Annotated in this window: 26 protein-coding genes and 3 pseudogenes; 14 read left to right on the top strand and 15 right to left on the bottom strand. The window is 63.9% G+C overall.

Going from position 1 to position 26,955, the window contains the following annotated elements:
* Positions 1-361 precede the first annotated feature (361 nt).
* The 4 genes and pseudogenes from J2S67_RS08390 to merA form a co-directional block, all read right to left on the bottom strand.
* Complete coding sequence (locus J2S67_RS08390; protein WP_005882713.1) at positions 362-886, bottom strand: TlpA family protein disulfide reductase; 525 nt, start codon at positions 884-886, stop codon at positions 362-364.
* Positions 883-1,182 carry a hypothetical protein gene (locus tag J2S67_RS08385; RefSeq protein ID WP_005882715.1) on the bottom strand — a complete coding sequence of 100 codons (300 nt, stop codon included), beginning with the start codon at positions 1,180-1,182 and terminating at the stop codon, positions 883-885. The genes J2S67_RS08390 and J2S67_RS08385 overlap by 4 nt, the downstream gene beginning before the upstream one ends.
* A 29-nt stretch (positions 1,183-1,211) precedes the next feature.
* Positions 1,212-1,873, bottom strand: a pseudogene (gene merB, locus J2S67_RS09880) (organomercurial lyase MerB).
* Between the two features lie 45 nt (positions 1,874-1,918).
* The gene (gene merA / locus J2S67_RS08370; protein WP_005882720.1) at positions 1,919-3,343 is read right to left on the bottom strand and encodes a mercury(II) reductase; all 1,425 of its coding nucleotides are present in this window, start codon (positions 3,341-3,343) and stop codon (positions 1,919-1,921) included.
* Positions 3,344-3,448: 105 nt separating this feature from the next.
* On the opposite strand from merA, the gene J2S67_RS08365 reads away from it, so the two are divergent.
* The 4 genes and pseudogenes from J2S67_RS08365 to srmL all read left to right on the top strand — a co-directional run bounded on the left by J2S67_RS08365 (position 3,449) and on the right by srmL (position 6,950).
* Positions 3,449-3,838, top strand: a complete 390-nt coding sequence (locus tag J2S67_RS08365) for a heavy metal-responsive transcriptional regulator (protein ID WP_040347802.1) — start codon at positions 3,449-3,451, stop codon at positions 3,836-3,838.
* Between the two features lie 330 nt (positions 3,839-4,168).
* The gene (locus J2S67_RS08360; RefSeq protein WP_310248117.1) at positions 4,169-5,350 is read left to right on the top strand and encodes a Cmx/CmrA family chloramphenicol efflux MFS transporter; all 1,182 of its coding nucleotides are present in this window, start codon (positions 4,169-4,171) and stop codon (positions 5,348-5,350) included.
* 17 nt (positions 5,351-5,367) lie between these two features.
* Positions 5,368-5,622: pseudogene (locus J2S67_RS08355) on the top strand (helix-turn-helix domain-containing protein); the annotation flags it as partial.
* A gap of 209 nt (positions 5,623-5,831) precedes the next feature.
* Positions 5,832-6,950: a PheS-related mystery ligase SrmL gene (gene srmL / locus J2S67_RS08350; RefSeq protein ID WP_005882727.1), complete on the top strand. Its 1,119-nt coding sequence runs from the start codon at positions 5,832-5,834 to the stop codon at positions 6,948-6,950.
* 31 nt (positions 6,951-6,981) lie between these two features.
* Here srmL and J2S67_RS08345 read toward each other — a convergent pair whose 3' ends face one another.
* Together J2S67_RS08345 and J2S67_RS08340 are read right to left on the bottom strand one after the other, a co-directional pair.
* Positions 6,982-7,479, bottom strand: a complete 498-nt coding sequence (locus J2S67_RS08345) for an anthrone oxygenase family protein (RefSeq protein WP_005882729.1) — start codon at positions 7,477-7,479, stop codon at positions 6,982-6,984.
* Positions 7,476-8,345, bottom strand: coding sequence for an NmrA family NAD(P)-binding protein (locus J2S67_RS08340; RefSeq protein WP_040347804.1), 870 nt, complete (start codon positions 8,343-8,345; stop codon positions 7,476-7,478). The genes J2S67_RS08345 and J2S67_RS08340 overlap by 4 nt, the downstream gene beginning before the upstream one ends.
* Before the next feature lie 145 nt (positions 8,346-8,490).
* Between J2S67_RS08340 and J2S67_RS08335 the strand changes: the two genes are divergently transcribed.
* Positions 8,491-9,447 (top strand): AraC family transcriptional regulator, encoded by a 957-nt coding sequence (locus J2S67_RS08335; protein WP_005882732.1) that lies wholly within the window; start codon positions 8,491-8,493, stop codon positions 9,445-9,447.
* Positions 9,448-9,462: 15 nt separating this feature from the next.
* Here the strand turns inward: J2S67_RS08335 and J2S67_RS08330 are convergent, their stop codons facing one another.
* Both J2S67_RS08330 and J2S67_RS08325 read right to left on the bottom strand, forming a co-directional pair.
* Positions 9,463-10,044 carry a CDP-alcohol phosphatidyltransferase family protein gene (locus tag J2S67_RS08330; RefSeq protein ID WP_005882733.1) on the bottom strand — a complete coding sequence of 194 codons (582 nt, stop codon included), beginning with the start codon at positions 10,042-10,044 and terminating at the stop codon, positions 9,463-9,465.
* Positions 10,041-10,649, bottom strand: a complete 609-nt coding sequence (locus tag J2S67_RS08325) for a DedA family protein (protein ID WP_005882734.1) — start codon at positions 10,647-10,649, stop codon at positions 10,041-10,043. The genes J2S67_RS08330 and J2S67_RS08325 overlap by 4 nt, the downstream gene beginning before the upstream one ends.
* 108 nt (positions 10,650-10,757) lie before the next feature.
* Here J2S67_RS08325 and J2S67_RS08320 point away from each other — a divergent pair, with 108 nt between their 5' ends.
* A complete protein-coding gene (locus tag J2S67_RS08320; RefSeq protein WP_239271272.1) occupies positions 10,758-12,179 on the top strand; it encodes a sensor histidine kinase in 1,422 nt (473 codons plus the stop codon).
* Positions 12,176-12,853: a response regulator gene (locus J2S67_RS08315; protein ID WP_005882736.1), complete on the top strand. Its 678-nt coding sequence runs from the start codon at positions 12,176-12,178 to the stop codon at positions 12,851-12,853. The genes J2S67_RS08320 and J2S67_RS08315 overlap by 4 nt, the downstream gene beginning before the upstream one ends.
* 764 nt (positions 12,854-13,617) lie before the next feature.
* Here J2S67_RS08315 and tet(33) read toward each other — a convergent pair.
* Positions 13,618-14,841 (bottom strand): tetracycline efflux MFS transporter Tet(33), encoded by a 1,224-nt coding sequence (tet(33), locus tag J2S67_RS08310; RefSeq protein WP_074436872.1) that lies wholly within the window; start codon positions 14,839-14,841, stop codon positions 13,618-13,620.
* A 38-nt stretch (positions 14,842-14,879) separates the two neighbouring features.
* Between tet(33) and J2S67_RS08305 the strand changes: the two genes are divergently transcribed.
* Positions 14,880-15,449: a TetR/AcrR family transcriptional regulator C-terminal domain-containing protein gene (locus tag J2S67_RS08305; RefSeq protein ID WP_005882738.1), complete on the top strand. Its 570-nt coding sequence runs from the start codon at positions 14,880-14,882 to the stop codon at positions 15,447-15,449.
* A gap of 320 nt (positions 15,450-15,769) precedes the next feature.
* Here the strand turns inward: J2S67_RS08305 and J2S67_RS08300 are convergent, their stop codons facing one another.
* A complete protein-coding gene (locus J2S67_RS08300; protein ID WP_011867692.1) occupies positions 15,770-16,024 on the bottom strand; it encodes a hypothetical protein in 255 nt (84 codons plus the stop codon).
* Positions 16,025-16,112: 88 nt separating this feature from the next.
* Between J2S67_RS08300 and mobF the strand changes: the two genes are divergently transcribed.
* Both mobF and J2S67_RS08290 read left to right on the top strand, forming a co-directional pair.
* Positions 16,113-18,641, top strand: coding sequence for a MobF family relaxase (gene mobF / locus J2S67_RS08295; protein ID WP_456320567.1), 2,529 nt, complete (start codon positions 16,113-16,115; stop codon positions 18,639-18,641).
* A 56-nt stretch (positions 18,642-18,697) separates the two neighbouring features.
* Positions 18,698-19,114, top strand: coding sequence for a recombinase family protein (locus J2S67_RS08290; protein ID WP_005882741.1), 417 nt, complete (start codon positions 18,698-18,700; stop codon positions 19,112-19,114).
* Here the strand turns inward: J2S67_RS08290 and J2S67_RS08285 are convergent.
* Together J2S67_RS08285 and J2S67_RS08280 are read right to left on the bottom strand one after the other, a co-directional pair.
* On the bottom strand, positions 19,103-20,104 hold the full coding sequence (locus tag J2S67_RS08285; protein ID WP_040347806.1) for an IS481 family transposase: 1,002 nt from the start codon (positions 20,102-20,104) through the stop codon (positions 19,103-19,105). The two genes, J2S67_RS08290 and J2S67_RS08285, sit on opposite strands and share 12 nt — an antisense overlap.
* Positions 20,101-21,276 (bottom strand): Cmx/CmrA family chloramphenicol efflux MFS transporter, encoded by a 1,176-nt coding sequence (locus J2S67_RS08280; protein WP_005882743.1) that lies wholly within the window; start codon positions 21,274-21,276, stop codon positions 20,101-20,103. The genes J2S67_RS08285 and J2S67_RS08280 overlap by 4 nt, the downstream gene beginning before the upstream one ends.
* A gap of 292 nt (positions 21,277-21,568) precedes the next feature.
* On the opposite strand from J2S67_RS08280, the gene J2S67_RS08275 reads away from it, so the two are divergent.
* The 4 genes and pseudogenes from J2S67_RS08275 (at position 21,569) to J2S67_RS08260 (ending at position 24,010) form a co-directional block, all read left to right on the top strand.
* Positions 21,569-22,414: an HpcH/HpaI aldolase/citrate lyase family protein gene (locus tag J2S67_RS08275; protein ID WP_101630889.1), complete on the top strand. Its 846-nt coding sequence runs from the start codon at positions 21,569-21,571 to the stop codon at positions 22,412-22,414.
* Entirely contained in the window at positions 22,414-23,529 is a 1,116-nt protein-coding gene (locus tag J2S67_RS08270) for a lactonase family protein (RefSeq protein WP_310248072.1), read from the top strand. The genes J2S67_RS08275 and J2S67_RS08270 overlap by 1 nt, the downstream gene beginning before the upstream one ends.
* Positions 23,530-23,664: 135 nt before the next feature.
* Positions 23,665-23,895: pseudogene (locus J2S67_RS08265) on the top strand (ABC transporter permease subunit); the annotation flags it as partial.
* A gap of 1 nt (position 23,896) precedes the next feature.
* Positions 23,897-24,010: a glycine betaine ABC transporter substrate-binding protein gene (locus tag J2S67_RS08260; protein ID WP_260077053.1), complete on the top strand. Its 114-nt coding sequence runs from the start codon at positions 23,897-23,899 to the stop codon at positions 24,008-24,010.
* Here the strand turns inward: J2S67_RS08260 and J2S67_RS08255 are convergent.
* From J2S67_RS08255 to J2S67_RS08245, 3 genes are all read right to left on the bottom strand, one after another.
* Entirely contained in the window at positions 23,997-24,650 is a 654-nt protein-coding gene (locus J2S67_RS08255) for a DNA-3-methyladenine glycosylase I (RefSeq protein ID WP_278201543.1), read from the bottom strand. The two genes, J2S67_RS08260 and J2S67_RS08255, sit on opposite strands and share 14 nt — an antisense overlap.
* A 131-nt stretch (positions 24,651-24,781) precedes the next feature.
* Positions 24,782-25,288, bottom strand: a complete 507-nt coding sequence (locus J2S67_RS08250; protein WP_310248067.1) for a MarR family winged helix-turn-helix transcriptional regulator — start codon at positions 25,286-25,288, stop codon at positions 24,782-24,784.
* The gene (locus tag J2S67_RS08245) at positions 25,281-26,930 is read right to left on the bottom strand and encodes an MDR family MFS transporter (protein WP_310248065.1); all 1,650 of its coding nucleotides are present in this window, start codon (positions 26,928-26,930) and stop codon (positions 25,281-25,283) included. The genes J2S67_RS08250 and J2S67_RS08245 overlap by 8 nt, the downstream gene beginning before the upstream one ends.
* Positions 26,931-26,955: the final 25 nt, after the last annotated feature.

Raw genomic sequence — 26,955 nt, 5'->3', positions numbered from 1 at the left:
GGCCTTCGGTTGCTCGGCCGGTGATCCGGGGCAACCGCACGGAGATCGAACGGCCGGCCAGCATCCACAGGCCGAGGAGCACCAGTAGGACGCCTACGGCGAGACCGAGTTTGGGCGCTGCCTGGATCAGGCCCCGAGCCCCGGCGCTCACCAGCAGGCCCGCAGCTGCGAGGGTGCCGGCGAACCCGATCGCCAGTGCGATTCCGGACCGCAGGGCCCTCAGCAGCCGCACCGGGACGGGCGAGGCGTCAGCGTCGCCGAGGGTCTGGCTGATCCAGGCCGGCAGCAGCGCGAACCCGCATGGGTTGACCGGCGCCACCATGCCGGCGGCGAAGGCGAGGCTGAGCAATCCGCCCATGGATCAGGCTCCGGCCTTGACGAGTTCGGCGGTGATCGTCTTCGCGTCGGGCTCGGTGGCACGGAAGGTCACCTTGCCGTCGCCGTCGATGACGATGAGGGTGGACAGGGCGGCAACGTCGAATCGCTGGGACAAGGCGGCACCCTCGTCTATGGCGGCCGGGACGTGTTCGGCGTCGACGTACTCCATGAATCCCTCGATGGTCTCCTTGGACTCGCCGGGGTCCATGTCGACGGCGAGGAAGCTCGCCCCAGCACCCGACTTCTCGGCAGCGGTGGCGGCCTCGCCGAGGGAGCGGACGCCTTCAACGCATTCGCCGCAGCCGACGGAGAAGAAGAACACCGCGGTCGGCTTCCCGCTGGCGGGCAGGCTGACCATCTGGCCGTCGATGCTAGTAACCGCCGCTGGCGTGCCCGCATCTGCGGCTGGTGTGGCGTCGGTGTTTCCGCAGGCGGTCAGAGCCAGGGAGCCTGCAAGCAGGAGGCCGGCGACCGAGAGGGTCGCGCGGCGGGTGCGGGTAAGCGTCATCGGTTCTGGTCGTCCTTCGTGTCGCTGGGGTGGGTGGAGTTCACAGGCGGGCAACAGCCATGCCTGGCGTTGTTGCCGCCGCTGCGGCGCCGCGTGGTCGCGAGGACCGCGAGCACCAGGACGGCGATGCCGGTGCCGATCACCCAGGGGTTGCCGAGGAACCCGCCGACACTGGCCAGCAGACCACCGGCGAGGAGCAAGGGAAGTAGGGCGCAGCAGGCGACCATGAGCAGCGCGGCCCCGGCTCCGAGGAGCAGGCCGCTGCCTCCCGGTTGGTCGTCGTGGTTGGACTTCATCGGAGTGGAGTTCCCTTCGGTGTTCTTGGTCAGCAGCGGCAGTGGCCGTCGTCGGCCACTGCCGCGTTGGCCTGGAACTGGTTGAGGAAGCCGGTCGTGAGGTCGGTACCGATCCGATAGGCAACGGCCACGGGCACGACCTCGGCGCGGGGGTGCTCGGCCAGCCAGCCCGCGGCGTCCTCATCGGAGGTGAAGTAGTGGACCTGGTTGCAGAAGGAGGACCGGATCGAGGTGATCTGGTCGGGGTTGACCAGCGACACCACCGCGGTGGCGGGTTCGACGCTGGTGACGCCGGCGACGGGGTCGATGGTGACCCGGATCGGCTCGCCGCTGGTCGGGGAGACCGACTCCACGCTCGCCGCGCGCTCGAGCAGGGTCGGAAAGATCAGGGTGTCCAGGCGCACCAGGTGTAGAGCTCCTCACCGGCCACGGTGAACCGGTGAGGGGTGGGGCGCAGGGTGAGGCCCTGGCCGATGATGCGGCCCTGGTCGTCGTACTCGGTGTCCGGCACCGCGGCCAGACCCGTGCGTACGGCGTCGACCGGACGGCCGGCGGCCGCGGCGAACTGCTCGACGGTGACCGGGCCGCCCTCGACGATCAGCCGCAGCAGCGGGATCAATAGGACGGCGTCAAGGCCGGTCTCTTCGGTGTTGTTGAGTCGTTCGGGCAGTTGCGTCGTGAGCTCCGACATGGCGGTACCTTCTTCATGAGTCGGGTGGAGGCTGTCGGCTGCGGGTCACGCGCAGCAGGACAGCTTGGAGATGTCGGTGGTGAAGGCCTTGGCGGCGATCCGGATGCCTTCGGTCATGGTCAGGTAGGGCGCCCATGCGTCGGCGACCTCGGTGACGGTCTTGCCGAGGATGTGGACACCGGCGGCGGCGAGCTCGCCGGCGTCTTTGGCGACGGCGGTGAGGCCGAGGATCTCGCCGGTCTCAGCGTTGGCGACGATCTTGATGAAGCCGCGGGTGTCGCGGTTGACCAGCGCCCGGGGCACGTAGTCCAGCGGCAGGACGCGGCAGTCGCAGCGGATCCCGGCAGCGAGCACCTGGGCCTCGGTCATCCCGACCGCGCCGATCGCCGGACTGGTGAAGGTCACCCGCGGCAGCCGGCTGTGGTCCACCGACCGCTCAGCGCCAGCGAACGTGTTCTCAGCGACCATGTTGCCGTGGTGGGCGGCGACGTAGACGAACTCGGGGTGCCCGGTCACGTCGCCGGCTGCCCAGATCCGGGGGTTGGAGGACTGCAGTTGGTCGGTGACCACGATCTCGCCCGTGTCGCCGGTCTTCACCTCCACCGCATCGAGGTTCAGCCCATCGGTGACCGGTCGGCGGCCGAGGGCGACGAGGACCTGTTCGGCGTGGAATTCCTGCTCGCCGCCGGAGATGTCAGCGGTGACAACAACCTGGCCCCTGACGTCGTCACGGGCAACGTGGGTCGGGACCGCACGGCGGACCACGCGGATGCCCTCGTCGGCGAAGACCTCCTGCAGCGCCTTGGATACCTCCGGCTCCTCCTTCGACGCCAGCCGGGAACGAACCAGCAGGGTGACCTTCGACCCGAGCCGGGCGAACAGTTGGGCCTGCTCCAAGGCGACGTAGCCGCCGCCGAGCACCAGCAGCGAGTCGGGAACCTTGGTCAACTCCATCGCCGTGGTCGAGGTCAGGTAGCCGGCCTCCTCAAGACCGTCGATCGGTGGGGCCCATGCGCTGGCGCCGGTGGCGACCAGGTAGTGATCAGCGTCGATCGTCTCGACCGCACCGTCAGTCGCGGTGACCTCAAGAACGGGCGCTTCTGGCGTGCCGGCGAACGCAGCGTCGCCGTGGCGGATCTGCCAGCCGTAGGCGTCGGCGACGTCGACGTACTTCTCACCCCGAAGTTCCTCGACGAGGTCCTGCTTGCTGCTGATCAGCGCGGGCATGTCCACGTCGTCCGCTGTGGTGGCGATCCCCGGGAAACGGTTGCCCGCCTCGGCAGCGGTCTGGCGGGCTTCAGCGGCGGCGATGAGCGCCTTCGACGGCACGCAGCCGGTGTTCACGCACGTGCCGCCGAAAGTGCCGCGCTCGATCATCACCACCGACTTGCCGAGCGTGGTCGCGCGGATGGCGGCGGCGAACGCGGCGCCACCCGATCCGATGATCGCAAGGTCGTACCTGGACTGCATCCCGATTCCTCCCCTGAGTCTTGAGAATTGCTCTTGATGCAGCCACAATGGACCTTCCAGTACGGGGGAAGGTCAAGTGCGACCTGTGACACATCGGAGACCCAGATGAGGATCGGCGAACTCGCCGAGGCGGCCGGCACCACCGCCAAGACCCTGCGGTTCTACGAGGAGCAGGGCCTGCTTCCCGCGGCCGAGCGCACCGCGTCGGGATACCGCGACTACGATCCGGAAGCAGCGACTCGGATCGACTTCATCCACCGCGGCCAGGCTGCCGGACTTACCCTCGCGCAGATCAAACAGATCCTCGACATCCGCGATGGAGGCGAGATTCCCTGCGGCCACGTCCGGGACCTCCTAGACGTTCGTCTGAAGGACATTGAGCGCCAGATCTCGGATCTCGTCTCCCTCCGCGACAACGTTGCCGCCCTCCGCGACGCAGCCGCAGAACCCGAACCCGAGACCTGCAACGCCGACGAGGTCTGCAGGTACCTGTAGCCAATCCGAGATGACGCGCGCAGAGGCGGAGCCTCCTGCCGCGACCTTCCTACGTGACCACAACGTTATGGCCAGCAACAGTTGTTGCTGGCCAGGATGTTGTTGATGCTTCTTGGGAACTGCGGCGCAGACGGGTAAGCTGAGCCGTATGTCGAGCCCTGAATCGGACACTCAGGGGCTTTCGGTCACGCCGTCAGCCCCTCACCTCAGCTGAGCCCCTAGCTCTGCCGCCCAGTACTGCACGCAGCACGACATTCGGGTGTTTCTTCGGGCGCTGACCGTGGTGACGAGACGTTCTCTTGTTCGTACTCTCGCTTCGGAGCTATCTCGATGCCTTTCTCTCTCTATCTTCTTGCCCTGGTGGTCTTCGCCATGGGTACTTCCGAGTTCATGCTCGCTGGCCTCGTGCCCGACATCTCCACTCACTTCGGCGTTTCCTTGGGGACTGCTGGCCTTCTGACCTCGGCATTCGCCGCAGGGATGATGATCGGCGCACCTGCGATGGCCGCGCTCACTCGTCGCCTCCCCGTGAACGGGACACTCCTGGGTTGCGTGATCGTGTTCGCGCTGTCCCATGTCGTAGGCGCACTCACGCCGGACTTCACTGTTCTGTTCGTCACGCGCGTGATCGCCGCGATCGTCAATGCGGGCTTTTTGGCGGTCGCGCTGGGAGCGGCGACGCAACTCGTGGCACCGGACGCCAAAGGTCGGGCCGTGGCGGTTCTGCTGGCGGGTACCACCGTCGCCACCGTCGCCGGTGTCCCCGCGGGCGCTCTGCTTGGTACGGCACTCGGTTGGCAGTCGACGTTCTGGGCGATCGCTTTTCTCTGCGTCCCCGCTGCGATCGGCATCGCCGCGGGCTTCACCACTCGAACTGACAGCTCATCAAGGGAGGATCCGTCCTCGACGTCGCTGCGGGTGGAGCTGGCGCAGCTTGCCTCCCCGCGCCTCGTCTTGACGATGCTGCTCGCTGCCCTGGTGAATGCCGGGACCTTTGCCACACTGACCTTCCTCGCGCCGATCGTTACGGAGACCGCCAGTCTGAGCCAGTGGTGGGTGTCGGTGGCGCTTGTGCTCTTCGGCGTCGGTTCCTTCATCGGTGTCACCGTTGCGGGACGGCTCTCGGATGCCCGACCTCGCGTCGTCATCGTGGGCGGTGGAAGTGTTCTTGTGCTCGGGTGGCTCGCTTTGGCGATATTCGCGACGAACCCCGTTGCCCTGCTCGGTCTCGTTTTCGCTCAGGGAGTGTTGGGCTTCGCTGTCGGGAGCACGCTGATCACGCGAGTGCTCTATGCGGCGGCGGGTGCGCCCACCATGGCCGGGTCATACGCGACAGCGGCGCTCAACGTGGGCGCAGCCGTCGGTCCCGTACTTGCCGCTGCCGCACTCAGCGTTACGCCGGGCGCGCTCGGGCCGGTTTGGGTGGCCGTCTTCGCGACCGCAACGGCATTGCTGCTCGCAGTTCCGCTTCTTCGACTGATTGCACCTGTCGAGAGCGAAGCGGTCAAGTGACGCACCCAGACTCACCCTTGACGGTCGAAGGTTGTCCCCGGCTCATCGCGCGTTGTCGGACTTGACCTCTCGCGCATGTCGCCGCCGAGATGGGCATCTCTCGAGCCACCGCATCCAAACGGGTTGGACGCTACCGTTGATTCGGTGAACTCGGCTTGCACGACCGTGCGTCTGCACCTATCCGCCAGCCAACGGCAACGCGGAACGAACTCGTGATGATTATCGAAACCATGCGACGTCACCACAAGTGGTCGGCTTCACATGGTGCACATCGACGTGAATGAAGAGCGGACACATCCCGAACGGCGGTGCCGATTCCTGCTAGAATTCCTCCCATGAGTTGGCAGCAGCGATTTTCCAGCCCCCGGCCGGGTAACGGCCGCGGGGTTCTCGACGTGCGCCTATAGCTCACTGGGTCTCCGCAGGCGCGGCCGGGGGTGTTCTCCTCGTTCATCAGCCCACGATCCTGTTGGAGACTCTCATGGCTTATGCCGATTACTTGACCCCTGAACAACTCTGCCGCGCCCTCGACCTCCGGGATCTCACCGATCCCGCCCAGGGCGAGCATGCCATCCAAGCTCTTCTGAGTGCCGTCGTCGCAAGCCTCGAATACACCTGGGGCAGCACGATCCGGTACGTGCGCAGCTCTCCCATCGTCTCAATCACCGCGAACTACGACCGCCTCGGTTACGCCCGAGGCGACGTTACCCGCGCCCGCCGCTACACCCGATACATCAGCCCGACGGCCATGTTGCGCAGCCACATGAGTGCGGAGCTCCCCACCGCGCTGGAAGCCTACGCCGGCTGCGGAGATGTCGATGAGCTGATCGTCGCGCCGGGGCTCGTGTATCGACGCGACGCCGTCGACCGCAGCCACGTAGGAGAACCTCACCAGGTCGACCTCTGGCGCATCCGCAGCACACCAGACACCAGAGACGAGGACATGCTCGACATGATCGAAGAACTGGTCGATGCCGTTCTCCCAGGAGCCGAGTGGAGGATCACCGAAGCCGACCACCCCTACACCGTGGGCGGGCGTCAGATTGATGTTCGACATGACGGTGAATGGCTCGAACTCGCCGAGTGCGGACGCATTCACCCAGAGGTGCTGCGCGGCTCAGGGCTCGACCCCGAGCAGTGGTCGGGACTGGCGCTCGGGATGGGGCTCGAACGGGCGCTCATGCTGCGCAAGGCGATCCCGGACATCCGCTATCTGCGAGCCGCCGACCCGAGGATAGCCGAGCAGATGCTGACCCTGGAACCGTGGCAACATGTATCCTCGCTGCCACCGGCCCGACGTGATATCTCCGTAGTCGTCACGGACGAAGAGGACGAGGAGACCCTTGGCGATCGCATACGCACGGCGCTCGGTGACGACACTGACCTGATCGAGACCGTCGCAGTGCTCAGCCGTACCGAGCATGAGAACCTACCCGAGACCGCACGAGCGCGGTTGGGGACGCGGCCGGGGCAGGTCAATGTGCTGCTGCGGATCGTGCTTCGCCCGATCGACCGCACACTCACCGCAGATCAGGCCAACTCGATCCGCAACACGATCTACCGCGCCGTCCACGAGGGGCCGGTGATGGAACTCATCTGAACCCGATATGCCTGCGTTGCGAAGGCTCCCTTCAACTCTGACCGGATGCGGCGATCACCAGCGTTACGAGTGCGCCAGTGCTCAAGACGGTTCGGGTGTGGTTCCATCTGTTCCAGGGAGCCTCGAAACCCTTGCGCGTGTCGCGGAGCCGCTGTGCCGTGTCTGCGGGTGCCCGGTCGAGCGCGCGGTTCAGCGGCACGTTCCCGGCGGCAGTGATGCCGAAGGAGAGCACCGAGCAGGCAGCGCCCACGACGAGCCATCCGAAAGCCGAGACGTCCTCTCGGCCGACGGCCAGGATCGCGCCTGCGACGGCAGTGAGTGGTGCGACGAGGAAAACGCTGAGGAACCAGCCGTTCAGGATTACCCCGTTGATGGCGCGAAAGGCTCCGACGTAGCTGCGATCGTCGATGTGTCGGAAGCCGGGGTTGATCGCACAGGAGAACGCGAAGAACACCCCGGCCAGCAGTCCGTTGGTGACGACACCGGCGACAAGCACGGACGTGAAAATACAGTCGAACACAATCGTCACCCCAAGCCGGAGGTGAGCAGACGATCGATCGTGACCTCGAGGCTCGACTCCCCACGGATAATGCGGTCTCCGCGCGGGGCAAGCAACCCTTGCTCGTCAGCCCGGTACAGTTCGGCGAGACTCTCGGCAATATGCGGACGGAATCCCGCATTGACCAGTACCTCGATCCAGGTGTCCTCGGGCATCGTCGCAACGTGCAGCTCGCGCCCGAGGGCGGTACCGAGCACCCTGGCGACATCGCGTTCCGAGTAGGCAGGGCCGACGATATCGACGCTCTCGCTGCGAGCTGGCGGGGAGAGCAGCATCTGGGCCGCGGCGACACCGATGTCGCGAGTGGCGATCATGGGAATCGGCGCCTCGGCTGACGCTGCGAACACCGGGTAGACGCCACTGTCACGAGCGACGCCGACCACGTCGACGACCTTCTCCTGGAAGTGCCCCGAACGCAGGGCCGTCACCACGGCACCAGTGGTGAGCAGCGCCCGCTCGAGCCGATGCAACCCCACGATCGGACCGGTACCCTCGGCCAGATCCGCCCCGCCCGAGGACAGCATGACGACGTGCGGAACCCGTCGATTCACGACCGCGCCGCTGATCGAAGCGATCAGGGCATCGGCGTGCGCATCGAGGTCGTCGGCGGTCAGATCGAACGGCAGCAGCGCGAAGACCCCGGTCGCTCCCTCAAGCGCGTCGCTCAACGCCGTCTGGTCGCTCAGCTCCACGACGCGGGTCTCGGCACCCTGCGCTGTCCACGCTTCCGCATCTATCTGGCGGCGCACCAGAACACGCACGTCGGCACCGGCATCCAGCAGCCTTCGTGCAGTGACCGATCCGACCCTTCCTGTGACCCCAGCGATGATGTACATGTTGTTTCCTCCTGTGAGCATCGATTGATTGTTCTTCGACGCTATGCGGCTCCATGCGGCAGGAGCATGCTTATATATCCAGATTTCTTGCTCATTCGTCCGATTCAGTGAGCGTATTTGCTCAGAGGTGTGACACGATTGCAACATGGAGGTCATCCCACGCTTCGAACACCAGGCTCGGGTGGCGCGCGTGCTCCACACGCTGCGGATGCGCAGCACCTTCTACTGCCACGCCGAACTCTCGGAGCCTTGGGCATTGGAAATGCCCGCGATCGCCGACTCAGTGAGCTTCCACGTCGTCACGGCAGGGACTTGCTGGCTGCGCCTGCCCGAGGCCAACTCAATCGAGCTGCGCGCCGGAGACCTCGCACTCGTGCCGCACGGCCTCGGCCACCACCTGCTGAGCGAAGCCGATGCGCGTCGTGGCCCAAGAGTCGACCTTTTGCCCCAGGAGTACCTGAGCACCAACTACTCGATCCTCCAGCACGGAGGCGGTGGTCGAACAGCGCAGCTGATCTGTGGTGTCGTGTCTTTCGACGAACCCGCCGCACGAGAGTTGATGCGCACGCTTCCCGCCGTGATGTTCATCGGTGGCGACACGCTCTCGGCTGCGTCCTCGATCAAAGACACGCTGCGCCTCATGGCCGGCGAGCTCGGCCACCCGCAGATCGGCGGCGAGGCCATTGCGACCAGACTTGCCGATGTTCTCGTCGTACAGGCGATCCGCTCCTGGCTCATCAGCGACGCGACGGCCCCCACAGGCTGGTTGCGCGCACTCGAAGACGACAGGATCGGTCGCGCACTCGAAGCGATCCACCAAAACCCCGGCGACGACTGGAACCTCGGTCGTCTCGCCAAGGTCGCCACAATGTCCAGATCGTCATTCAGCAGCCGCTTCACCGCACTGACCGGTGAAGCACCGATCGCCTACCTCACCCGCTGGCGCATGAGCATCGCCTCATCACGGCTGCGCGAAGAAGACATCACCATAGCCCGCCTCGCCTCCGAACTCGGCTACCAGTCCGAGGCCGCATTCAACCGCGCCTTCACCCGGCTCAACGGCCAGCCCCCAGGCTCTCAGCGTGGACGCCGGAGAAGATAGTTGAACAACCTGAGCTCACATATCGGGCGGATCTGTGTGGCTGTCACGGAGGAGAGCACGGACATAGCCAAACCCTGCGACGGCGTGGAGGAACGCTCCTATGACGCAAAGGATTCTGCCTGCGGTTCCGACTGGAAGGAGCGCGGGGACCAGGCTGAGTCCGATGAGCGCGAGGCCTGACATGAGCACCGCGGTACGTACCTTGCCGACGCGGGAGACCTTCGGCGCTCGTGCAGGACGAGTCACCAGGTAGGTGACGGCGAGTGCAGCGTCGACGGCTGCGATGGTGAGAACGACTCCGAGGGAGAGATGCCCTGCTACGGCGAGGGCGAGTGCGATCATCGCAACGCCGATGCGGTCTGCGACAGGATCGAGTACCGCTCCCGTGGCACTGACCTGGTTCAGGGCGCGAGCGAGATAGCCGTCGATCCAGTCGCTTGCGCCGAAGACCGCCAGGAGTACGACAGTGAGGACGGGCTGGGCATGGTTGAGGACGAGGATGACAATCGGAACCACGAACCCAAGCCGCAGCAAGGTGATGAGATTGGGCAGAGTCGCCCAGTCGGGGTGCGGGTGTGCCGAGGACATGCGGTTCATGCGCGCACCCCCCGCTTGTGGCGTGCGAAGAGCCAAAGGACGAGTGCAGCGGCCACGACGATGAGTGCGGGCAGAGTGTAGCGCTCAACGACATCGAGCAGTGCGTTGCCGATGAGCGCACCACCCACGACCCAAAGCCCCGCCCAAAGCAACGCCGCAACACTACAAGCGGTTGCGAACCGCGAGTATGGCACCGCTGAGGCGCCAGCTGCAGCAGCGACGAGGGTGCGGATACCCGGAAGCAGACGGGCGAGGATCACGATCCAGAATCGGCCGGCAACGTAATATCGTGCCTTCTCCCAGCGATCCCGACCCAGGCGCTTGATCAGTCTGGTGTCGCCGAGGCGGGCTCCAAGACCGCGTCCGACCGCGAACCCCACATGGTCTCCGAGAAATGCGCCCAGCGCAGCGACGAACACGCCGGCGGCGAGCAGCTCGGCACGGTCAGAGAGCGTAACCGCGGCCAGGACGATGCCCGTTTCCCCTGGGAGGACAGCACCGATACCGAGGGCTGCGTCAACGGCCGCGAACAGGAGCATGCAGGCGAGCACGAGCGTGACGTGCTCGCCTGCCTGTGCAAGGAACATGCGGAGAAGATCGACCATGCATACGACGGTAGATTCATGGGTCAACGTGCCGATATTGCCGAATGCCCATTCATGACCTAACGATCGTGAGTTCACCGGTTGGAGCCGCGCGCATAGATTGGGAGTATGAGTGGTAGCTCCAATGATCCTGCGGCACTCCGCCGTCGGCAGACCATCGTTGGATGCGTCGTCGCGATCAGCGGCGGCATGTCGACGCGTTGGTTGCCCGATGCTCCCGTGCTGGTGCTGAGCCTTATTGCGACTGCTGCGATCGTGCTCATGTTCGCAACCCCGGCTGCGCGGGTGTGCGTGGTCCTTGCCGGTTCCGTACTCGCCGCTACCGTCGTCAGACTCCCCGAACTGCGAGTTGAGGAGATCGTCGAGGGCCTCGTGTATGGTCTGCTGACCGCCCTGGTGCTCGCCGCACCGCTGACCACGCGGCGCGCGGTGTCGCAGCGGCGAGAGTTTCACCGCCGGGGCTGGGAGCTTGCCGCGATCGAATCCAGACGACGAGCAAGCCAGACCCGTGAGATCCTGCAACGAGAGCGGATGAACCTTGCCGCGGAGATGCACGACGGCCTCGGCCACTCCTTGACGCTCATCGCCGTCCGGCTCGGACAGCTCTCCCTCACGCCCACGCTTCCGGATACCGACCGAGCAGAGGTCTCCGGTATCCGCACGATCGCAGCGGACGCGGCGGATCAGCTCGGCCTCGCCGTTCGACTGCTGCGCCAGTCCGAAGACCCGGCTGCCGGATGGAGCGCCCCGAGCATCGACGAAGCAGTGATCGGTGCTCGTCAGGCCGAGATGCACGTGGAAACGCACATCGCCGCAGATCTGACTGACCGACTCAGCGATGAAGCGCTCAACACTGTCGCGCGGGTGGTGCAGGAAGGACTCACCAACGCGTCCAAGCACGCTCCTGGGCAACCGGTCACCGTGCGCGTCGAGGTCGAGGGCGATACTGTCACTGCGATCGTTTGCAATCCGCGTGACGAGGAGGCGTCCTCAGCCCATCCGCTCGATGGTGGATTCGGACTGCATGGCCTGCGGCATCGCGCCGCGATGCTGGGCGGCGCCCTCACCGTCCATCAGATGCCGACCCAGTTCGCACTGACTCTCACCCTTCCGGCGCACGCACGCCCATCTGCGGACAGCGCAGCATCTGATGGCGACATCGTCGCCGCCGAGGACGATGCCGCGACCCTTCGATCCCGCGCCACGCGTGCTGCCATCGCCGTTCCCTCAGCCATCCTCGGCGCACTCGTGTTCATCGCGGTCGCTTACTTCGTGCTCGCCAACACGCTATCGGTGATGACCACGGCACAGTTTGCGGACATCTCCGTCGGAGACACCCAGGAGACGGTCGAGCGTTCCCTCCCCGCCCTGGAGATGCTCGATCCTCCACGCGATGAGTTCCCGCCTCGCCCCGACGAGACCTGCCACTATTACGAGGCGGAAATCAGCTTCTTCGAACGAGTCGACGTCCACGTCGTCTGCTTCGCCTCCGACCAGGTCAGCAGGATCGGAACGGTTCCTGCGCCATGACCCCGGAGGATCGCACCGACACCCCACCGATCCGTGTCCTGATCGCGGATGACGACCAGCTCGTCCGCACCGGCGTCGCCGCTATTCTCGCCTCCGCCACTGACCTTGACATCACCGCCCTCGCCAGCAACGGCCACGAGGCCGTCGACGCCGCGGCAACACACCGCGTCGACGTCGCACTGCTGGATATCCAGATGCCACGACTCGACGGCATCGGAGCTCTCCGTGAGATCCGGCACCGACAGCCCGAGCTTCCGATCGCCATGCTCACCACCTTTTCCGACGACCATCTCATCGCCGATGCGATCAACGCCGGCGCCCTCGGTTTCCTCCTCAAATCCGACGAGCCTCAGCAGCTTATTGCCGGCGTCAGGGCCCTCGCGCACGGCGGCGGCGCGTTCTCCCCCCGAGTCGCCCGCTGGCTCGCCACCGAGCAACAGGCGGGCCACCGCACCCGAACCGCGCGAGACGAACTCACTGCCCTGCTCACCGAGCGCCAGATCGAGCTCCTCACCCACATCGCTCGCGGACTCTCCAATGCCCAGATCGGCCGGGCCATGCACCTCTCCGAAGGCACCGTCAAGCAGTACGTCTCCCAGCTCTTCAACACCCTCGGCATCGACAACCGTGTCCACGCCGCCATCACCGCCTACCGACACGGACTCATCACCTGAAGCCGACCCTGACCGCGCTAATGCTGGGTAGTGGAACACTCGAGAGCACGGTCACCGTCGGGATCCAGATGGCGGTCGTCTACAGCGGCGCAATCTTTCAACCAGAGTGGACAGCGCGTTCGCAATCAGTTCCCGCTCACCTGACCTCGAAGGCAGTGGCGTCGTGACGGTTTCGATGCGCGTGATGATCGCGAGGGATGGCTACTAGCACCTTCTGCGCACGGTCGCGGCTCAAAAGCAGTTGCGTTTCGATCGGGTGGTTTCTGCGGTTCCTAGATTACGGACTCAAGAGTCGCTCATGCTGTCCACAGAGGCCTTAGCCAACCTACGTCTCGATACAGTAGCTTCGCAGTTCTGCGAACATCGCGGTCTTCGGGTGCTAGACGAAGCGGAACGCATGGCTGAAACGGACGTGCCTTCCTACAGACTCGAGGTATCCATCGTAGGAAGCGCGTCGTCCGTGGGCGATGACCGAAATGACTTCCACCCGCTCGGGAGGACGGCGGGCGCACCTCTCGGGCTGCACTGGGGCCGCTGTGTGTGGATTTCTCGATGAGCGTCCAGCTCATGTCATCGGCAAGCTACTCGGAGAGGGCCTCCGGCTCTCCCTTGGCCTTCTCCGCGATCGGCACGCACACTTCAATGGGTCTTTAGACTCCCAGCTGACCTATCCTTGGCAGATGATGCCGAGTTGCCCGGTGGCACCGACTCGCTCGTCGGCCGTGGCGAAGACGTGTCGCCGTCATGTTGCTCCTGCTCACAACTCACATCGAGTCGCCGCTCGCCCATGAGCCGAACTTCGGGGACGCCGCTGTACCACGCACGATGAGAATCACGCAGGGCACGTAGAGTGCTGCGGCGCAGAGCCAGAGGAAGCCGTCGGCGTTGATGTAGGTGAACGCGAAGATCGTTGTGAAAGCGACCGGTCCGAAGATCGATGTGACGCTGTTGATGCTGGCGAGCACACCCTGGAGGCGCCCTTGCCGCTGTTCATCGACGCGCTGGGAGAGAAGGGTTTGCAGAGCGGGGAGGCCGATGCCACCGATCCCCAATGCCGCCAAGATAGGCGCCATGGACAATCCGTCAGTGACTATCGCCAGGCCTACGAGACCCAAGGCGTCGGTAACACACCCGATGATGACTGTTTTTGCCTCACCGATCCACTCCACGATGCGGCCAGTAAGGAGGGCCTGCACGAGAACCTGTACGATCCCGAAGACGGACAGGGAGATTCCAACTTCGACGGGACTCCAGTCGAGGCGGTGTTCAGTAAACAGCACCCAGGTCGCACCTGGAGCCTGCCCAATGAATTGAACAAGGCCGAATGCGACTAATAGGAAGGTAATCCCAGGCACCGCGCTGAGGCCGGGGCGACCACGATGCTGAGCGAGCGACGCAGAGCGCGCAGGGGAATCAGGACGGGTCTCGCGTAACAGGATAAAGGTGAGTGCCAGATTGCTCGCTGAGAGAAGAGCAGCGAGCAAAAACGGCAGATGTGGCGAGATGGCACCGAACAGTCCACCCATGGCTGGCCCCGCGATCATTCCGCCGCCATAGCAGGCACTGAGTAAACCGAAACGCTTGGCGCGCTGGTGGGGTGGCGTGATGTCGGCGATCACGGTGGCGGTGACCGCATTGGTCGCTCCGGTTATCCCAGCCACTGCGCGGGCGATATAGAACACCGACAGAGCGGACGTCGTGGCGAGCACGAGATAGTCGACGGTCGCACCGGCTAGGGAAACAAGCAGCACCCGGCGGCGGCCGAATCGGTCCGACAGCGTTCCCAGTACGGGGGCAAAGATGAACTGCATTACCGCGTAGAGCGCGATCAGCACTCCGACGTTCAGCGGAACCGCATCAGCGGTGACCCCTGCCTCGTGTAGCAGTGCGGGAAGAATCGGCATCACCAGGCCCATGCCGGCGGCGTCGAGGCTAGCCGTGATGAGGACCGTGGCCAACGAGCCACGAGCGGAAGTGAGAAATGACACCTTATCAACGATAAAGTTATCGATGATAAAGTGCAAGCATGGCTCAGAAACAAGCGCGACTCGATCGTGCAGCAGTCTTGCGCGGTGCGAGGCATGTGCTCAATAACACGGGGATCGACGGTTTCACCACGCGGGCGCTGGCTGCGCATCTGCGGGTGCAGCAGCCAGCGCTCTACTGGCACTTTCGGACAAAGGCCCACCTGCTCGGATCGCTCGCAGCTGATGTGCTTGATCGCGAACACCACGCCTCACTCCCAGAGTCAGGGGAGCGCTGGGACGACTTTCTCCTGCGCAACGCGCGGAGCTTCCGGACAGCGCTTCTGGCAGTCCGGGATGGAGCACGGCTGCACGCAGAGTTTCACCGTCAAAAGAGTGACCAGATGCCAGCGGGCTCGGATGCCCCCGAAAGTCAGATCGAGTTTCTCGTGTCCGAAGGATTCGCTGAGGGCTCTGCGGTCCGAGCTCTCATGGCTATCAGCCGCTATACGGTCGGTTTCGTACTAGAAGAACAAACAGCGCTCGACAACGGATGTGAGCCTGTCGATCAAGACCTAGATTTCGAGTTCGGGTTAGTTGCAATGGTTGAAGGGCTGGCATCAAAGCGATGAGGGATGCTCGCACTTTGGGTCTCTGCGTCAGTAAGGTCAATCCTTTCCCGCTCCCGCAGCACCTCCTCCGCGATACTGACGATTCGCTCATGGCTACGGGGCTCACAAACGAGCAAATCAGGGACCGTGTGTATGTCGCGTCGCGATCGCGGAACGGCACATCAGCAGCATCTTCACCATGCTCGACCTTAACGAGCGCACAGGGAACAAGCGCGTCATCGCCGTCCTCGAGTACCTCAAGAACTAAGCGTCGAGTGCGCGACCGGCGCGATGACCATAGGTAACGGCGGTTTAGCATCGGTGCCGCATCTTGACCCGACTCAATCCGCGACAGCTAACCTCCGCATATGGAGTTCGACGGAATGGAGATCCCCGACGATATCGAGGTCACGGTCTGGGGGAGCAACGAGCACCGGTTCTGTAACGTCTGCCGCGCAGAATGCGACCCCGAGCCGAGCGGCGCCGACGGGTACGGCGTGCGAATCATCTACGTCTGCCGCGACCACGGACTCCAATCCGTCGTGGACCCATTCGAGCATCTCCGTTGAAGCGCGCTCTTCGCTATCTCCCTGCATTGACGCAAACATCGCGCTCTCCGCCTTCCGAGGGTAGATCCCAAGATCTGCGGCGCACCTGCCCAGTGTGACGATTTCGATCAGGGTCATGACCGCTGGGGACGGGTACCGGTACCTGCTGAACGCAGTTGTCGCTGGCGACGGGGATCGCGATGCGTCGTCAGCGCTGACAAGGTACTACCTTGAAGCAGGAACGCCTCCCGGCATCTGGCTCGGGGCCGGCCTCCCAGGACTCGCCGGAGAGATCGCCGTCGGTGCCTCGGTGAGCGAGGAGCAGTTACGGCGCCTCATGGGGCACGGGCAGGATCCGAACAGTGGCGAGCAACTGGGGCGCCCGTACCGGAAGTTCGCGACCGCGGGCGAGCGGACGCAGCGCCGCCTCGATCAGCTCCCGAAGTCCCTCACCGCAGGTGAGCGTGCCGCGCAGCAAGCGCTGATCGAGGCGGAGGAGGCACAGAAGCCGACCAATGCGCCGGTCGCGGGGTTCGACCTCACGTTCTCGGTGCCGAAGTCCGTGTCGACCCTCTGGGCAGTTGCCGATGGCGGAACTCAGGCACTCGTCGCTCAAGCCCATCACGCCGCGATCCGAGACGTGATCGCCCTGCTTGAGCGCGACGTCGCGATGACCAGGGTCGGCGCGAAAGGGCCGCGCGGAGCTGTCGCGCAAGTCGACGTGCGGGGTGTGATTGCGACCGCCTACGATCATTACGATTCCCGCGCCGCGGATCCGCAACTCCACACGCACGTCGTGATCGCCAACCGCGTCCAAGCCGTCGATGACGGGAAGTGGCGCACGCTCGATTCCCGCGCTATCCACGCCGCCGTCACGGGCCTATCGGAGCATTACAACGCCGTCCTCTCCGACCATCTCACCCAGATCCTCGGCGTCGGGTGGGAAGCCCGCGACCGCGGAGCCGGACGCTCCACTGCGTGGGAGATCGTCGGCGTGCCGCAAGAGCTGATGGATGAGTTCTCTTCCCGCACACGCGATATCGAGCAGGTCAAAGACCGGCTGGTCGACGAGTACGTCTCGAAGCATGGCAGGCAGCCATCCCCGAAGCTGGTGTGGCAGTTCCGGCAGCAGGCCACGCTCGAGACCCGGCCCCCGAAGCAGCAGCACTCCCTCAGCGACCTCACCTCCCAGTGGCGAGAACGCGCGACCACGTTGCTGGGTGAGGACGCGCCAACCTGGGCGTCGGCACTGCTCGCCGGTAGTGAGCAGGAACCGTTGCTGCGGGCGGACGATATCCCGTTGGAAGATCTCGAGCAGGTCGCCGAGGTTGTGGTGCAGCAGGTAGGTGACCGGCGGGCGACGTGGAAACGGTGGAACCTTCACGCGGAGGCGATACGGCAGACGATGGATCTTCGCTTCGCGTCCGCGAACGACCGGGACGCTATCACCCAGCAGATCGTCGATGCCGCTGAACGGGTCTCGCTGCGTCTCACCCCGCCCGAGCTCGCGACGAGTTCATCGCGGTTTCGCCGTGCGGACGGGTCGAGCGTGTTCCGACCCAAAGGCGGAACGGTGTTCTCCTCCGAGCAGGTGCTCGCGGCAGAAGACCGGCTCCTTGCCGCGTCGAATGATCGATCGGCGCCGACCGTGCCGCTGGCATGGATTGAGGACGCCGCCAGAACGAAGAACCGCGACGGGCACACCCTGTCGGTGGATCAGGAGCAGGCGATCGCGAAGATCGGCGTCTCCGGCCGCGTCCTCGACGTCCTCGTCGGCCCCGCAGGGACCGGGAAGACCACGACGATGCGTGCCCTGCGCCGCGCCTGGGAGCGACGCTACGGGCAGGGCTCGGTGACCGGGCTCGCACCCTCTGCCGCTGCCGCCGACGTCCTCGCCGGGGATCTGGAGATCGGTACGGAGAACACGGCGAAGTGGCTGCATGAGCATCGCCTCGGGAAATGGAACCTCACGCGCGGGCAGCTCGTCATCATCGACGAAGCCTCGCTCGGTGGCACGTTCGCGCTCGACGCCATCACCAGCCACGCCCAGCAGGTCGGCGCGAAAGTGCTGCTCGTGGGCGATTGGGCGCAACTCGCCGCCGTCGACGCGGGCGGCGCGTTCGGGATGCTCGTGCGTGATCGCGGCGACGCCCCGGAACTGGTCGATGTGCGCCGCTTCAAGAACGACTGGGAGAAGCAGGCGTCCCTGCAGTTGCGGATCGGCGACACCGACGTCATCGATACCTACATTGCGCACGAGCGCGTTACGCCGGGCGGATATGACGAGATCCTCGAAGCCGCCTACCAAGCCTGGCGCACAGACCTCGCAGCGGGAAAGAGTACGGTGCTGATCGCGGAAACCCTCGACACGGTCTCCGCGCTCAACACCCGCGCCCGCACCGACCGAATCCTCCAGGGCGACGTCGCCGTGGACGGTATCAAGCTTCACGACGGCAATGAGGCGTCTCGCGGAGATCTCATCATCACACGGGAGAACAATCGGCGCCTCTCGCTCGGGCGAAGCTGGGTGAAAAACGGCGACCGCTGGAACGTCGCCCATGCGAACGACGACGGATCCCTCACCGTACGGCGGGCAGGGTCACGGCGTCGCACCACGATCACGCTGCCCGCGAGCTACGTCGTCGAGCACGTCGACCTGGGCTAGCCGAGGTTCCCTAAACGCACCTACCTCTCACACGAGTAGGAAGGTGGGGCCGAAGCATGGGCCACAACAAGCAAGAACAAACCACGGAGCCTTTGCGGGCAGTGGTGTACGTCAGGATCAGCGACGATCCCGAGGGTAGCGAGCGTGGCGTTGACCGGCAGGAGGTCGACTGTCGCGCTTACGCCGCTGCGCACGGGTGGGAAGTAGCGGCGGTGTTTCGTGAGAACGACACGTCAGCGTTCAAGCAGCGTACGATCACGTTGCCGTCGGGTGAGCGGGTGCGGCGAGTGATCCGGCCCCAGTTCCGCGCCATGCTCAAACACTTGGGCACTGGTGAGGCGCAGGTGATGGTCGCCTACGACCTGGATCGTGCGGTACGCGACCCGAGAGACTTGGAGGACTTGATCGACGCGAAAGTCCTCGGCGGGTTCACTGTCCGCTCGGTAACCGGCTCACTACGGTTAGATGTATGAGGCCAGGACGTTGTTGACGCGTAATGGTGTCGCGGATGCGGGCGGCTTCCCGTCATGCACACCGTGGGGCCGGTGGTAGTTGTAGTGCAGGTTCCAGGTTTCCAGCGCTTTCTCGCGCTGGTCTTCTGAGTTCCAGGTCCTTGCGTACAGGAACTCTTCAGCGAGGATGCGGTTGTAGCGTTCGACTTTCCCGTTGTGCTTGGGCGTGTAGGGCTTCGTACGGCGGTGCTCCGCGCCATTCAGAGCGGCGGCGAATGCCGCGGAGCGGTAGCAAGCGCCATTGTCGGTGATGATTCGCTCGATCCGGGTGATGCCGTGAGCGGCGAACCACACCCGGGCGCGGTTCAGGAACGAGACGGCGGTGGTGGCCCGTTCGTTCTCGAGCGATTCAGTGTATGCCAGGCGGGTGTGCCCGTCGATTGCGGAATGGAGGTAGGCGTACCCGGCGCGTGCCCCGCGGGTTCTCGCTCGGGCGGCGGCACGAGCCTCAGGGCTGCCTTTGCCATGAGCCCGCCAACCACCGCCGTTGGGGATGCGTCCGACTTTCTTGACGTCGAGATGCACCATGTGCCCGGGATGCTTTGCCGTGATCGTCTGCACTTGCCGGTTCGTCTCGCCGTTTGGGTCGATGAATCGACGGCGGTTCAGGCCGAGCTCGGCTAGGTGCCGAGTGACGGTGCGCCGACTGATCGCAACGCCATCTCCATGCAGTTCGAAGGTGATGCGGGATGCTGACCACTTGTGCTCGCGCCGTAGTTCCTCGATTCGCGCTAGCGTCTCGCCAGGTGTCGCGCTTGGCTGCCGGATTGGAGCAGATGAGCGGTCAAGCAGGCCGAGTTGACCGAACTTGCGGTACCGGGTTACCCACTTCGATGCGGTTGCGCGGGAGATGCCCATCTCTGCGGCGACATGCGCGAGGGGTCGAGAGCGGCAGCGCTCAATGAGTCGGCGACGGCCTTCGACTGTCAAGGGCGAGTTAGCGTGCGTCACTTGACCACTTCGCTCTCGGCGGGCGCGATCAGCCGGAGAAGGGGAATGGTGAGCAGCAATGCCGCTGCGGTCGTGGTGACGGCCACCCAAACGGGCCCGAGCGCACCGGGTATCACGCCGAGCGCGGCAGCGGCAAGTATGGGACCGACTGCTGCGCCGACGTTGAGTGCCGCGGTCGCGTACGAACCCGCCATGGTGGGTGCACCCGCCGCCGCATAGAGCACTCGCGTAATCAGCGTGCTGCCGACAGCGAACCCCAACACACCCTGAGCGAAAACGAGCCCGAGCAGGGCAACGGGGTTCGTCGCGAAGAGCGCCAAGGCGACCCAGCCGAGTACAAGGACGCTTCCACCGCCCATGATGACGACGCGAGGTCGGGCGTCAGCGAGCCGTCCCGCAACGGTGACGCCGATGAAGGAACCGACGCCGAAGAGCACAAGCGCCACCGACACCCACCACTGGCTCAGGTCGGCGGTTCCCGTAACGATCGGCGCAAGGAAGGTCAGCGTTGCGAAGGTGCCGGCATTCACCAGGGCAGCCAGCATCATCGTCAGAACGAGGCGCGGAGAGGCAAGCTGCGCCAACTCCATCCGCAGCGAGGACGAATCCTTCTCGGACGTGTCGCCAGCTTGAGTGGTGAAGCCCGCGGCAATGCCGATCGCAGCGGGGACGCAGAGGAGAGCGATCGCCCAGAACGTCGACTGCCAGCCAAGGGCCGTACCAAGTACGGCACCCGCGGGGACGCCGGCGACGGTTGCGACGGTGGTGCCCGCCAGCAGAATCGATACGGCCCGACCTTTGGCGTTGGGTGCCACGAGTTTCGTCGCCGCGCCCAGTGCGACCGCCAAGAAGCCTGCGTTGACAATCGCGGCGATCACGCGCGTGATGAACAGAACAGTGAAGTCGGGCGTCAGCGCCCCGACGACATGAGCCGCCGCGAATACAGTCACGCAACCCAAGAGTGTCGATTTCACGGGGAGGCGACGAGTGAGGGCGGCCATCGCAGGTGCGCCGATCACCATGCCCGCGGCGAATGCCGATGTCAGGAGACCAGCTGTCCCCACGGGAACGCCGAAGTATGTGGAAATGTCGGGCACGAGGCCGGCGAGCATGAACTCGGAAGTACCCATGGCGAAGACCACCAGGGCAAGAAGATAGAGAGCGAAAGGCATCGAGGTAGCTCCGAAGCGAGAGTGCGAACAAGAGAACGTCTCGTCACTACGGTCAGCGCCCAGAGGACACCCGAATGTCGTGCTGCACACAGCACAGGGCAGCAGAGAGCTGAGGGCTCAGCGAAGGTGAGGGGCTGACGGCGTGACCGAAAGCCCCTGAGTGTCCGATTCAGGGCTCGACATGCGTCCCAATCTACCCGTCTGTGCCGCTACCCCCAAGAAACGTCAACAACCTCATGGCCAGCAACAGCTAAGTGTTCACGCGGCCGTCTTGTCCTTATAGGGTTGAGGTATGCCCATCCGTAATATTCGTGCTGCTGCTCTTCCGGCCAAGCTTTCGAGGTCTTGGCTGCTCGTCAACGCGTTGAAGCCTGAAATTTTCGGCAAGGCGTTGGCGTCTGAGTCTGATTCGGTGATTTTCGATATGGAGGCGCCGATTCCTGAGGATCAGAAGGAAGAGGCCCGCCAGAATGTCGTGGAGGCGTTGCATGCGGGGATGAGCGGTTGGGTTCGTGTGAACCCGATTCGTTCTGAGTTTTGGGCTGATGATTTGAAGGCTTTGCAGGGTGCTCCGGGTTTGCGTGGGGTGATGCTTGCGGAGACTGAGAAGCCTGAGCAGGTTGCGTTAACTGCGATGCGGTTGGCGGCTGGTACTCCGGTGTTGGCTTTGATTGAGTCGGCTTTGGGGATCGAGAATGCGACGGCGATCGCGTCTGCGCCGGGTACGTTCCGGTTGGCGTTCGGTGTGAATGATTTCCGTAAGGATACGGGTGCTGGTGGGGATCCGTTGGCGTTGGCCTATGCGCGCGGCAAGCTTGTGGTGGCTTCGCGTGTGGGGCGCTTGCCTGGCCCGATTGATGGTCCGTCGGTGCCTTCCGCTGACGATGCGGAGGTCATCGAGGATTGCGCGGTGACGTCGAAGATGGGTATGACGGGCAAGCTGGTTTTGAATGTTGATCAGGTTGACCGTGTGAACGCTGGGCTCTCACCGAGCGAAGATGAGCTGAAGTGGGCTCATGAGTTGTTGGATCAGCATGCTGAGGGCGCGCCGATGACGGACGGCTCGTATTTGCCTCGTTTGAAGCGTGCGCAGAAGATTGCGCAGCTCGCGGATTCGTATGGGTTGTGGAACGCCTGATGTCGACGACGTATACGTATGTTGCGTGCCGTGACGAGGGCAGCATCGAGGCCTATGTTTTGGATGAGGCTGAGGGCCGACTGAACCGTTTCGCGGTCATCGAGGGCCTTGATGATGTCGCTGTTGTGACGATGGATCATCGTCGCGGGATTTTGTATGCGGCGCAGGGCGGCTCCGAGCATGAGAACCCGCTGTTGTGGGTTTTCACTGTGGTGGCTGGCGGCCGTTTGGCGTTGCGTGGGACTGCGCATTTGCCGCGTTCGGTTGCGTATTTGGCGTTTGATCCGACGTCGGGGGATGAGCATCCGGCGGTCGCTGGTTCGGTGGGCCGGGATGGCTTGCTGGGGGCGAGCTATTTCGGGGATGCGGTGTTCCGTGTCATGTTGGATTCCCAGGGTTTGCCTCAGGAGGGGCAACCGGCGTGGATCGATGATGCGGCTGGCCGTGCGATGAATTGCGTGGTGCCGTCGCCTGATGGCCAGCATGTGTATGCGGCGAGCCTGGGCGATGACCGTTTGGTGATGTATCGCCGGGGCGCCTCTGGTGAGCCGCCGTTGGTGCGCGCGGGTGCAGTGAATGTTGCTGAGGGTTCTGGTCCGCGGCATGTGATGGTTCATCCGGATGGCACGTATGTTGCGTTGTTGACGGAGATGAGCGGTGAGGTTTCCACGTTCCATCGCGACGCCGAGACGGGCGAGTTGGCTGAGTTCGCGCGGGTTCGCATTGATGAGCCGGAGGATCAGCTTGCCCCGGGTGTCGCCCGCGATAGCGGCGACGCTGGCTTGGCAGAGGGCGTTGAGGTTCCGGAGCGCCCTATGTGGGCGGGTGCGCTGATGCATGCGCGTAACGCGAGCTATATTTTGGCCACCGAGCGCACGACGAGCGCGTTGACTGTGTTTGATACGGGGGCTCAGCCTCGCCGTAGGGCTAGGACGCGGACGGAGGAGCGTCCGCGTGCGGCTGCTGTTGCGCCGGGCCGTGAGCTGGTTTTGGTGGGCGGCGAGCTTTCGGGACACATCAGTGTGTACCGGATCACCGAGCATGGGGTTTTGAACCCGACGCAGCGCGTCGCGACGGGCGCTGGGCCGTCTGCGTTCGAGTTCTATCGTCAGTAATCGAGTGTCCTAGGCGGAGTTATCCGAGCCGTTTTCACGCCGGTTGCCACCTTTGTGTGGCAGCCGGCGTTTGCGTTCTAAGGGGGCGCCGCATCGGGCCGTGTGAGTCACATCGAAATGATTGATCGCATTTGAATTCCGGTGATGCTCGCCGGCATCCGTACTGCGTTGGTGTTGCTGGTCGGTACCGCAACGCTTGCAACCTTCGTTGACGGCGGGGGTCTGGGCTTGCTCATCACGTCTGGCGTGAACGTGTCACAGACCACGATTCTTGTGGTCGGAGCGGTTTTGGTTGCGCTGCTGGCTTTGGTTATCGACGGGGTGGGGCGTGTGGTTGAACATGTTGCCCGCCCGAAGGGTTTGTGAGATGAACAACGAGACCTTCCAGGAGTTGAACCTCAAGGTCGACGTTGAGGGCCAGGATCCGGCGGATGTGGCTTATGACTGGATGGTCGAAGAGGGGTTCATCAGCGAGAAGTAGCGGTTAGCTCGTATACAAAGCGCCTGCCATCTTCGGTCAGCTGGCCGGCGGCGTCGCGCAGACCGCACACGCCACGTAGGTGGGACGACGTGACGTGGGCGTCGACCATCCCGACTGCACACATGAGCGCGAATGCGGTGACTGGCCCGACGAAACGGAACCCGTGCTTACGAAGATCCTTCGCGAGTTCGCGTGACTCCACGCTCTGAGACGGGATCTCATCTTCGGTTGTAGGTACGCAACTCTGTTCGGGTGTGTGCCGCCACACAAACGCTGGCAACCCTCCCGCATCACGCAGAGCAACCGTGGCTTGAGCGTTGGTGATCGCGGCCTCGATCTTGGCACGGTTGCGGATGATCCGAGCGTCGCCCAGCAACCGGTCGATGTCCTCTTCCGTGAACCCGGCGACTACCTCTGGATCGAAGCCTGCGAAGACCTCGCGGAGGGCATCGCGCTTCTTCAAAACCGTGAGCCACGAAAGCCCTGACTGGAAGGACTCAAGGACTATCCGCTCATAGAGTCCGCGCTCGCTCGTGACGGGGCGGCCCCATTCGGTGTCGTAGTACTCGGTGAGAAGCGGGTCTTGCAATGCCCATGCTGTGCGGGGTCGGTTCTCGCTGCCGGTTGCTGGCTGATCCACAGTGGTCTCCTGGAGGTCTAAGTTATGCGTTGGACTTCCAGCTTCTCAGTACGGTGAGGGGCCGGAATAGGCTGGCCTCATAATGTGGATAAAGCTCTCGTGAAAGACCAGTGTGGAACACCGAAGCCCGTTTACTGAGGCTCTTTGCCCAAGGGACGGACGCGGCTGTCGTTGAGTTTCTTCATGAGCGCTGCGAACGTCGAAACTTCTTCAAGAGTCCACTCTTCAAACATGGCCGCCGACTCTTTTTGCCGCTTCAGAGCATATTCCTGGAGCCGCTCCCGGGCTACATCGCTGAGGGACAACAGGAAGCTTCGGGCATCCTTCGGATCCGTGGTCCGAACCAACAGGTCCGCCGATTCCAGCCGCTTGATCGCACGCGAAACCATCGACTTATCCGCGTCAACAACCTCGGAAATCTCAGTGACCGTCATCCCGGTATCAGGGGTCTCACTATCGGTCTCCATGCACTGGCGGTACAGCGCCGAGGCAACAGCCCCATCGAACGGTTGAAGTGACGCATCCAAAGCCGCCGCCTGCTCGCGGAAACTCCGGCGAGCCGCAGCCAACAAAATCCGATACTCGCGGGTCAGTGAACGCAGCTGCTCTGCGAACTCATCGCTATGCACATCAGACATCGCCGCGCACCTCCTGCCGTGCTACTCGGCCGTCAAGCTCTTCAGCTTTGCCGCTATGATCCGTAACTTTATCGGCGGATTCTCCAGCCGCGCGAGCTAGCTCTTCATGACGGGTGTGCGTCGACAAGCTCAGGTTCGGAATAAAGATCGCCGCCAGCAAGCCAAGTGCGGCAATCGGGGCCGCATACAGGAACAGATGCGCAATCGCTTCGCCGTAGGCGTGCTCGATGATGGTCGCAACCGAATCAGGCAACATGCTTGGCGCCGGAAGCTCGCCCGATCTTTGCATCTCCATAATCGAGGCCCGCTCACCGGCAGGAAGCTTAGCGATAGCGCCCATCAGATCCTGCTGACGATCAGCGATCAACGACGGCGCAAGGTTAGCGAGCACACCGCCGAGCCACGCGATACCAACGGTTCCGCCCATCGAACGGAAGAAAGCCACAGCCGACGACGCGACCCCCATGACCCGCGGATGCACAGCGTTCTGGGTCAAGAGTACAAAGTTCTGCATCGTGCCGCCCATGCCCGCGCCCATGAGGAACATGAGCGCCGCCATGAACCAGTAATTCGTGTCCGCGCGAACCACAGACATCAACCCGAGACCCGCCACCAACATGACCGAGCACGCGATCACATACGGTTTCCACGCGCCCGTGCGGGTGATGATCAAACCGACGACGTTGCCGGAGATCATGCTTCCCGCCATGATCGGGATGGTCATGACACCCGCCATGGTTGGGCTTGCGCCGCGCGCCATGATCATGAACTGAGACAAGTACACGGTCGAACCGAACATCGCGAGCCCAACAGCGATCGAACCGACCACTGAAAGCGTGAACGTACGGTTCTTGAACAGTCGCAGGTCCAAAAGCGGCTCATCGGTGCGCAGCTCAACGAACACGAATGCGATCAGCAAGATAGCCGATGCGCTGGTCATCCACAGCGTTTCAACGGACTTCCAAGGGAACATCGCGCTGGGGCCGCTGCCGCCCATCGTGACCCAGATGAGGAACAAGGAGATGCCGCCAGAGAGCAGAACCAGGCCCCACACATCGAGGCGGAAACGGCGACGTTCTTGCTCCGGAAGGTGCAGGCGCGTCTGGAGCATGACGAACGCGACGATCGCAACCGGGAGCGCGATGTAGAAGTTGTAACGCCACGTGAACGTGTCGGTGATCCACCCGCCCAGCAGTGGGCCGCCAACGGTAGCGAACGCCATGACGGCGCCGAAAACACCCATGTACTTGCCGCGTTCGCGTGGCGAGATGACGTCCGCCATCACGATCTGCGACAACGTCATGGTTCCGCCGATGCCGATGCCCTGGAATACGCGGGCACCGATGAGCATGTCGATGGATTGTGAAAAGCCGGCGAACGCTGTTGCTGAGACGAAGATCGCGAGCGAAACCTGCATCAACATTTTGCGGTCCAGCAGGTCAGATAGCTTGCCCCAGATGGGGACGGTGACCGTCATCGCGAGCATTGAAGCGGCGATGACCCACGAATACTGTGCCTGTGTACCGCCGAGGTCGTGAACGATGCGCGGCATCGAGGTTGAGACGACCGTGTTGGCGATCATGCCCACGAACATCGCGATGATCAGCGCAGTCAGGGACTGGATTTTGGCGCTGTGAGACATCGGCGTTGTCTCAGTTGCAGGCGCA

Origin of the sequence: Pseudoglutamicibacter albus, assembly GCF_031458175.1 — a bacterium.
Classification (GTDB): domain Bacteria; phylum Actinomycetota; class Actinomycetes; order Actinomycetales; family Micrococcaceae; genus Pseudoglutamicibacter; species Pseudoglutamicibacter albus.
This window is presented reverse-complemented; position numbering and strand designations above follow the sequence as displayed.

What these genes read in the sequence shown, in the direction of transcription:
- J2S67_RS08245 (WP_310248065.1), bottom strand. Translation starts at nt 26,930, where the DNA reads ATGTCTCACAGCGCCAAAATCCAGTCCCTGACTGCGCTGATCATCGCG.
- J2S67_RS08360 (WP_310248117.1), top strand. Translation starts at nt 4,169, where the DNA reads ATGCCTTTCTCTCTCTATCTTCTTGCCCTGGTGGTCTTCGCCATGGGT.
- mobF (WP_456320567.1), top strand. Translation starts at nt 16,113, where the DNA reads ATGACCGCTGGGGACGGGTACCGGTACCTGCTGAACGCAGTTGTCGCT.
- J2S67_RS08320 (WP_239271272.1), top strand. Translation starts at nt 10,758, where the DNA reads ATGAGTGGTAGCTCCAATGATCCTGCGGCACTCCGCCGTCGGCAGACC.
- J2S67_RS08325 (WP_005882734.1), bottom strand. Translation starts at nt 10,649, where the DNA reads ATGGTCGATCTTCTCCGCATGTTCCTTGCACAGGCAGGCGAGCACGTC.
- J2S67_RS08365 (WP_040347802.1), top strand. Translation starts at nt 3,449, where the DNA reads ATGAGGATCGGCGAACTCGCCGAGGCGGCCGGCACCACCGCCAAGACC.
- J2S67_RS08275 (WP_101630889.1), top strand. Translation starts at nt 21,569, where the DNA reads ATGCCCATCCGTAATATTCGTGCTGCTGCTCTTCCGGCCAAGCTTTCG.
- srmL (WP_005882727.1), top strand. Translation starts at nt 5,832, where the DNA reads ATGGCTTATGCCGATTACTTGACCCCTGAACAACTCTGCCGCGCCCTC.
- J2S67_RS08280 (WP_005882743.1), bottom strand. Translation starts at nt 21,276, where the DNA reads ATGCCTTTCGCTCTCTATCTTCTTGCCCTGGTGGTCTTCGCCATGGGT.
- J2S67_RS08390 (WP_005882713.1), bottom strand. Translation starts at nt 886, where the DNA reads ATGACGCTTACCCGCACCCGCCGCGCGACCCTCTCGGTCGCCGGCCTC.
- J2S67_RS08250 (WP_310248067.1), bottom strand. Translation starts at nt 25,288, where the DNA reads ATGTCTGATGTGCATAGCGATGAGTTCGCAGAGCAGCTGCGTTCACTG.
- J2S67_RS08270 (WP_310248072.1), top strand. Translation starts at nt 22,414, where the DNA reads ATGTCGACGACGTATACGTATGTTGCGTGCCGTGACGAGGGCAGCATC.
- J2S67_RS08335 (WP_005882732.1), top strand. Translation starts at nt 8,491, where the DNA reads ATGGAGGTCATCCCACGCTTCGAACACCAGGCTCGGGTGGCGCGCGTG.
- J2S67_RS08300 (WP_011867692.1), bottom strand. Translation starts at nt 16,024, where the DNA reads ATGCAGGGAGATAGCGAAGAGCGCGCTTCAACGGAGATGCTCGAATGG.
- J2S67_RS08315 (WP_005882736.1), top strand. Translation starts at nt 12,176, where the DNA reads ATGACCCCGGAGGATCGCACCGACACCCCACCGATCCGTGTCCTGATC.
- J2S67_RS08385 (WP_005882715.1), bottom strand. Translation starts at nt 1,182, where the DNA reads ATGAAGTCCAACCACGACGACCAACCGGGAGGCAGCGGCCTGCTCCTC.
- J2S67_RS08330 (WP_005882733.1), bottom strand. Translation starts at nt 10,044, where the DNA reads ATGAACCGCATGTCCTCGGCACACCCGCACCCCGACTGGGCGACTCTG.
- J2S67_RS08260 (WP_260077053.1), top strand. Translation starts at nt 23,897, where the DNA reads ATGAACAACGAGACCTTCCAGGAGTTGAACCTCAAGGTCGACGTTGAG.
- J2S67_RS08290 (WP_005882741.1), top strand. Translation starts at nt 18,698, where the DNA reads ATGGGCCACAACAAGCAAGAACAAACCACGGAGCCTTTGCGGGCAGTG.
- merA (WP_005882720.1), bottom strand. Translation starts at nt 3,343, where the DNA reads ATGCAGTCCAGGTACGACCTTGCGATCATCGGATCGGGTGGCGCCGCG.
- J2S67_RS08305 (WP_005882738.1), top strand. Translation starts at nt 14,880, where the DNA reads ATGGCTCAGAAACAAGCGCGACTCGATCGTGCAGCAGTCTTGCGCGGT.
- J2S67_RS08340 (WP_040347804.1), bottom strand. Translation starts at nt 8,345, where the DNA reads ATGTACATCATCGCTGGGGTCACAGGAAGGGTCGGATCGGTCACTGCA.